This window comes from Acidimicrobiia bacterium, assembly GCA_035651955.1.
GTDB lineage: Bacteria > Actinomycetota > Acidimicrobiia > IMCC26256 > JAMXLJ01 > JAMXLJ01.
On sequence record DASRES010000080.1, the window covers coordinates 1 to 6,080 of the forward strand.

The following is a 6,080-nucleotide window of genomic DNA, read 5'->3' on the forward strand; positions in this document are numbered from 1 at the left end:
CCCGCCGCTGCCGTCCACACCGACGAACTGCGCGGAGACGCCGACGTACGCGAAGCCTTCGCGCAGGAGCTCCTGGCGGCCGAAGTCCCAGTCGGCACCGGCGTCGAAGCCCGCGCTGACGTTGTTCCACTCGACGAAGACGGTCCCGTTGAAGCGCTTCGGATCGGCCGGCTTCCGGACGATGATGCGCGTCTTGTACGGGGCGGTCGTGCTCTGCGCGGCGCGCCACTCGCCGTCGGCCGTCCATGTCCCGATCTTCGTGAACGCGCGCGCCGTCCCCTGCAGGAAGTACTCCTGCTGCACGTAGCCGAACGCGGGCAGCTGTGAGATGTCGTCGACCGTGAACGGCACCCCTTTGCCGCCCGTCACCGGCCCGGAGACGAGGGGGATCGGCACGTTCGGACGGCGCGCGTGCTCGTGGTCGTCGCCACCGTGGCCGCGGCCGTCGTGACCACCCCCGTCGTGCGCGAAGGCAGGTGTCGCGTTCAGCGCGGTCGCAACGGCGACGACGCCCACGCAGGCGACGAACGCGACGGAACGGCAGATGCTGCGGACGCGAAGCATGCGAGTCCCCCTGTCGCAGGCGCAGATCGCCCGGCAGCGTAGACAGCCGCAGCGCGGCGCGCGTCAATCGCTCGGGAGCTGCGTATGGGGTCGGGTCGCGTCGATCGGTGACAGCCAGAGCCGCCCACCGGTGCTGATGTGCGCCGTCCAGCGGTGCCCATCCCAGTAGCGGAGCTCGGCGTGGCCGGCCGGGTCGGGGTGCCACCCCTCCGGGAGCGGCGCGTCGGGGTCGCGCGCGTCGAGGTCGCCGGTCGCGTCGCGATGCCCGCCGACACGGGCGTCGAACGCGTGGTTCGCAGGAGGCGCGCTGACCACGCGCTCGGCGTCGCGTGTCGTCGTGGCGTCCTCCCCGGCCGGCGAGATCGAGCCGTACAACGGCGTCCGCACCGGCGCCGGCTCACGGGTCGGAACGGGCTCCCGCTCGTGCTCCACGACGGGATTCTGCGCGAACAGCGGCACGCGCGGCGGCGCGGCGTCGTCCTCGCGCTCGTGCTCGTGGCGCAGGTCGATCACGCGATGCTCGGCTTCGTGCTCGAGCACGGGCGACGCGGGCGCGCCCCTCCCCTGCGCGATCGCCTCGGGGACGCTGCCGAAGAAGAACGCCCGGTGGCAGCTGAGATCGCGTCCGAGCCGCGCGACGTGCAGGTCGAGATGGACGCGCATGACCGCGAGCGGCCCGTCGGCCGGCGCGCGCCGCTCCCGCCGTGCTGCGTTGCGCCAGCTCAGCGAGAGCCCGAACGTGCCCTTGACGCTCTCGCGGTCGACCCTGCCGCTCACGATCGTGAACCGGTGCGACCGCTCGATCGCGGTGTCGCCGTTGCCGTTGGCCGCCTCGTCGCGGCGGAAGGTCGCGGCGGCCTCGCGGACCCGCTGCGCCGCGCGGCGCGCGAGGACAGACGTCCTCGGCTGCCCGGGGGGTTCGCTCGCGAGGCGTGATCCGGCGTTCACGATCCGGAGCAGGATACCGGCCGCCACCGTGCGTGACCAGGGCAGCGACGCGACCGGGCCCCCGGCCCGTGGACGCGAGCGCTCCGTAAGCTGCGGCGCCGTGGCCGTGCTGCTCGGGGTGCTCGTCGCGGTCGCGTTCGGCTCGGGCGACTTCGTCGGCGGCCGCGCGTCGATGAGCGCGCCGACCCCGGCGGTGCTCGTCGTCTCCCAGTGGTGCGCCGTCGTGGGCGCGGTCGTCGTGGCCGTGCTCGTCGGCGCGCGCGTCTCGACCGCCGATCTCCTCTACGGCGCGTGCGCGGGCGGGATCAACGTCGTCGGCCTCGGCCTCCTCTACCGCGGCCTCGCGAGCAGCGCGATGGGCGTGGTCGCGCCCGTCACCGCGGTGATCGCGTCGGTGCTCCCGGTCGTGTGGGGACTCGCGCGTGGTGAGCGGCCGTCGGCGATCGTGCTCGTCGGCGCCGCGCTCGCGATCGCCGCCGGTGGGCTCATCGCTCGCGAGTCGCAACCGACGGGCGGGCGCGCGATCGCGAGCGGCACCGCGCTCGCCGTCGCGGCCGGCGCCGCGCTCGGCACGTCGCTCGTCCTCTACTCCGAGACCTCGGCCGCGTCGGGCTTCTGGCCCGTGTTGACCGGCCGCGCCGCCGCCGCGCTGCTCGCGACCGCGTTCGTCGTCGCGCTGGCCTCGCGCCGGGAGCTCGCGCTCCCCGTCGGCTCGGCGCGACGGCTGGCCGTCGCCGCGGGCGCGTTGGACGTCACCGCGACTGCGCTGCTCCTCGCGGCGCTGCGCCACGGTCTGCTCGTCGTCGTCGCACCGGTGGCCGCGCTCGCGCCCGGCTTCACGGTCGTGCTCGCGTGGGTGCTCCTGCGTCAGCACCTCGAACGCCACCAGTTGGTCGGGCTGCTCGTCGCGCTGACGGGCCTCGTCCTCGTCGCCCTCGGCTGAGACGGGCGATACTGCCGCGATGACGAACCGGCCGACACCGCTGCCGGTCGGCGACCGAGCGCTCCGCGTCGCGGTCGTCGGGTTGGGTCAGATCTCGGAATTGTGCCTGCCCCGGTACGCCGAGCATGACGACGTGGACGTCGTTGCGCTGTGCGACCTCGACGAGGCGCGGGTCGCGCGTTGGAAGACCGTGTTCCCCGACGCGCGCGCGACCGACGACCTCGACGACGTCCTCGGGTCCGACGCCGACGTCGTCGACGTGCTCGTCCCGACGCCGCTGCACGGGCCGATCGTCACGAAGGTCGTCGGCGCGGGGTTCCACGTGCAGGTGCAGAAGCCCCTCGCACGCAGCCTCGCCGACGCCGACGCGATGCTCGACGCCGCGTCTCGTACCGGTGCCGCGCTGCGCGTGATGGAGGACTACGTCTTCTATCCCCCGCTCGTGAAGCTGCGCGAGCTCGTCCACGACGACGCGATCGGCCGCCCGACGGGCCTGCACATGAAGATCGTCGCGACCGCGCTCGGCGGCTGGGACGTCCCGCTGTCGAGCTACGAGTGGCAGTTCGAGCAGGCGCGCGACGGGCGCGGTCTGCTGACGTTCGACCACGGCTGGCACCAGCTCGCCGTGGCGCACTGGCTGTTCGGGCCGATCCGCCGCGTGTTCGGATGGATCCGCACCGAGCAGATCGCGCCCGACCTCGCGCCCGAGGTGGTGATCGACGCGCCGGCGACGTTCGTGTGGGAGCACGACAACGGCGTGCGCGCCGTCATGGAGGTCCTGCTCGCACCCGAGACGTACTTCCGCTCCGACTACTACACGTGCGACGAGCGCGTGGAGGTCACGGGCGCGCGGGGCTACGTGCGGTGCAACCGGATCAGCGCGCGTGGCGTGCAGGAGCCGGCGGTCGTGCTGTACCGCGACGGCGAGCTGCGAGGGTTCCACGCGCTCGACGACGACCCTCCCGCCGCCTTCCGCGCGTCGACCGCGCACGCCGTCGAGTGGTTCCGCCACGGCGGTGGCGACGTCGTGCTCGACGGCGAGACGTCGCGCACGATCCTCGTCACGCTGCTGACCGCGCTCGAGTCGAGCCGGGTCGGGACCCCGCTCGACGTCGCCGTGCCGCGCGCCGCTAGACCCGTCGACCCGTGAAGCAGATCAGCTTCACCTGCGTGTCCGTACCCGGCGGCGGTTCCACCTTCGGGCCGAACGCGCCCGACGAGCGGAGCGCGTCGTCCAGCGGGAGCATCGCCTGGTACGTCTCCTCGACGAGCTGCGGATCGAGCGTCACGTCCATGCCGACCGCGGCGGCGAGATCCCACGTGTGCACGAGCGTGTCGGGCGTCATGAACCGCGCGAGGAACTGGTCGAGCGGGATCGCGCCCATCGGACTCTCGATCTGACTCGCGAGGCGTTCGTCGGTGAGCGAGCCGAGGGCCGCGTCGCGCGTCTTCGCGTAGGCACTCGCGGGATCCTGCTCGAGCGAGGGCGCCTCACCGGCCGCGCCGGCAACGCGCTGCATCCCGCCGACGACGTGCGCGAGCACGTCCCGCGCGGTCCAGCGCTCGCAGGGCGACTGTGCCGACCACGCGTCGTCCGGTACCGCGTCGACCACGCGCGAGAAGCCGTCGACCGCGCGCCGGTACTTGTCGCTGCTCTCGCTCATCCGCGTCCTCCGTTCGTCCCGGTCCGCGGCAGTCTGACGGACGGCGACACGCTCGACAACGCCGAAGTGCCGCGGCGGCGTGAGGCGCGGCGTCAGACGCGGAACACGACGACGTACGTCGCGCCCGTGTCCGTCTCGAACTCGTCGTGACTCGACCCGGCCGCGGCCGCATACCCGTCGCCCGCGACCATGTCCCGGCCCTGGTTCCGGACGGCGCCGTCGACCAGGTAGAGGAGCTCGGGGTGCGCGTGCACGTGGGCGTCACCCGCGTACCCGGGTTCCGCGCGGACGAGCGCGACGACGAAGCCGTCCGCCGATCCGAGGACCTTCGCGGTCGCCTTGCCGTTGCTGCCCCATGGCACCCACTCGGTAGAGGCGGCGCTCGTGATGTCCCAGCCCTCGAGCGAGATCGGTGCAGTCATCGGTCCTCCTCGGAGATCCAGTTGCCGTGGAACCCGAAGGGCACCCGCCGCGGCAGGTGCACGATCGCCTCCGGCTCGCCCGCGACGTCGCGCGCGTCGAGCACGACGAGATCGCTCGTGTCCCGGTCCGGGTCGTAGACGAGGGTCAGCAACCAACCGTCGTCCTCGGACGCGTCCGCGGCGCGCGGCACGAAGACGGCCTCGCCGGGCGTCGCGTCGCCGAGCTCACGCGCCTCGATCGTGTCGCGCTCGAAGTCGTGCTTCAACAGCGCGCCCGGCCGGCCGTCGCCACCCGTGACCGTGTAGCCGAAACGGTGGCACCGCCCGACGACACGCTCGTCGACGCGCGGGAACTCCTGCCCGCGATCGTCGATGCGCTCCTCGCGCAGCTTCCCGGCCGCGACGTCGATCGTCCACCGGTCGAGCGTCGGCGCGCCCTCGTCGGGCCCCAGCACGTGCGTCGCGAACATGCGTGGGTGTCGGACGACGTCGAGCACCACGCGGTCGCCGTCGTCGTACGCGTTGAGGGGATGGAAGACGTAGCACGGCTCGACGTCGAACCACGCGACCTGCGCGCCGTCCGTCGCATCGCGTGCGAGCAACCCGACGCGCGCGTGGTACGCCGCGTCCCACCGGTACGGGAAGCTCGCGCCGCCCGCCGCGGCATCCAGGTCGAACACGACGGGCAGGTCGTAGATCACCGCGTAGCGCTCCGTCAGCGACATGTCGTGCACGCTGATCGGCCCACCGACCTCGACGTCCACGATGCGCGTCACCCGCCCGTCGGCACCGACCACGCTGTACTGCACGCGGTTGCCCCAGCCCCAGAAGTAGGAGACCGCGTGCAGCTCGCCGGTCGCCGGGTCGCGCTTGGGGTGCGCCGTGTACCCGCCGGGCAGCGTCCCGTCGAAGTCCGTCGGACCGACGGTCTCGAGCTCGTCCGTGAGCTCGTAGGGACGCGCCCCGGCCTCGACGAGCGCGAGCGTGCGGCCCGCGTGTGCGACGACGTTCGTGTTCGGCGCGAAGTCCATCCCCGCGTGCACCGGCCCCGGCCGCCACGGCTCGCCCAGCGCGGCCGCGACGCCGGCCGAGCGCACGAAGCGGTTGCGGTACCACTCGGCCCGTCCGTCGCGCAGGCGGATGCCGTGCACCATGCCGTCGCCCGTGAACCAGTGGTACGTCGACGGGTCGGGTGCGGTCACGGGGTTCGGGCCGTTGCGCAGGTACCGCCCGTCGAGCTCGACGGGCAGACGGCCCGTCACGGGCAGGTCGTGCACCGTGAGCTCGTCCGGGACGGGCGCGTAGTTGCCGAGGAGATAGGGGTTCGCCGTGGTGTCCATCGATCCTCCCGAACGCCGTGCCCTCGAGTCGGCTTTCCATTGGAAAGATACGAGCGGAGCATGATCTTGTCAATGGAAAGATCTCCGCTAGCGTTCACGCCGTGACGACGACCGACGGCCCGGTCCGGCCCTATCACCACGGCTCGCTGCGTCCCGCGCTCGTCGACGCTGCCGTCGCGACCCTCGACGAGTCCGGCCC

The 6,080-nt window shown here is 73.0% G+C and carries 7 protein-coding genes; 2 read left to right on the forward strand and 5 right to left on the reverse strand.

The window, feature by feature from the left end; translation table 11 throughout:
• On the reverse strand, nt 1–564 hold a 564-nt coding region (locus VFC33_17045; protein ID HZR14949.1), incomplete at its 3' end, for an alpha/beta hydrolase domain-containing protein.
• 63 nt (nt 565–627) lie between these two features.
• Entirely contained in the window at nt 628–1,512 is an 885-nt protein-coding gene (locus tag VFC33_17050; protein HZR14950.1) for a DUF2510 domain-containing protein, read from the reverse strand.
• A 100-nt stretch (nt 1,513–1,612) separates the two neighbouring features.
• Here VFC33_17050 and VFC33_17055 point away from each other — a divergent pair, with 100 nt between their 5' ends.
• Complete coding sequence (locus tag VFC33_17055) at nt 1,613–2,455, forward strand: EamA family transporter (GenBank protein ID HZR14951.1); 843 nt, start codon at nt 1,613–1,615, stop codon at nt 2,453–2,455.
• A gap of 19 nt (nt 2,456–2,474) precedes the next feature.
• Complete coding sequence (locus VFC33_17060; GenBank protein HZR14952.1) at nt 2,475–3,605, forward strand: Gfo/Idh/MocA family oxidoreductase; 1,131 nt, start codon at nt 2,475–2,477, stop codon at nt 3,603–3,605.
• Here the strand turns inward: VFC33_17060 and VFC33_17065 are convergent.
• The 3 genes from VFC33_17065 to VFC33_17075 all read right to left on the reverse strand — a co-directional run bounded on the left by VFC33_17065 (nt 3,586) and on the right by VFC33_17075 (nt 5,881).
• Nucleotides 3,586–4,119 (reverse strand): TIGR03086 family metal-binding protein, encoded by a 534-nt coding sequence (locus tag VFC33_17065; protein ID HZR14953.1) that lies wholly within the window; start codon nt 4,117–4,119, stop codon nt 3,586–3,588. The genes VFC33_17060 and VFC33_17065 overlap by 20 nt on opposite strands.
• Nucleotides 4,120–4,211: 92 nt before the next feature.
• Entirely contained in the window at nt 4,212–4,541 is a 330-nt protein-coding gene (locus VFC33_17070; protein ID HZR14954.1) for a cupin domain-containing protein, read from the reverse strand.
• Nucleotides 4,538–5,881 (reverse strand): carotenoid oxygenase family protein, encoded by a 1,344-nt coding sequence (locus VFC33_17075; protein HZR14955.1) that lies wholly within the window; start codon nt 5,879–5,881, stop codon nt 4,538–4,540. Before VFC33_17075 ends, VFC33_17070 begins: the two co-directional genes overlap by 4 nt.
• Nucleotides 5,882–6,080: the final 199 nt, after the last annotated feature.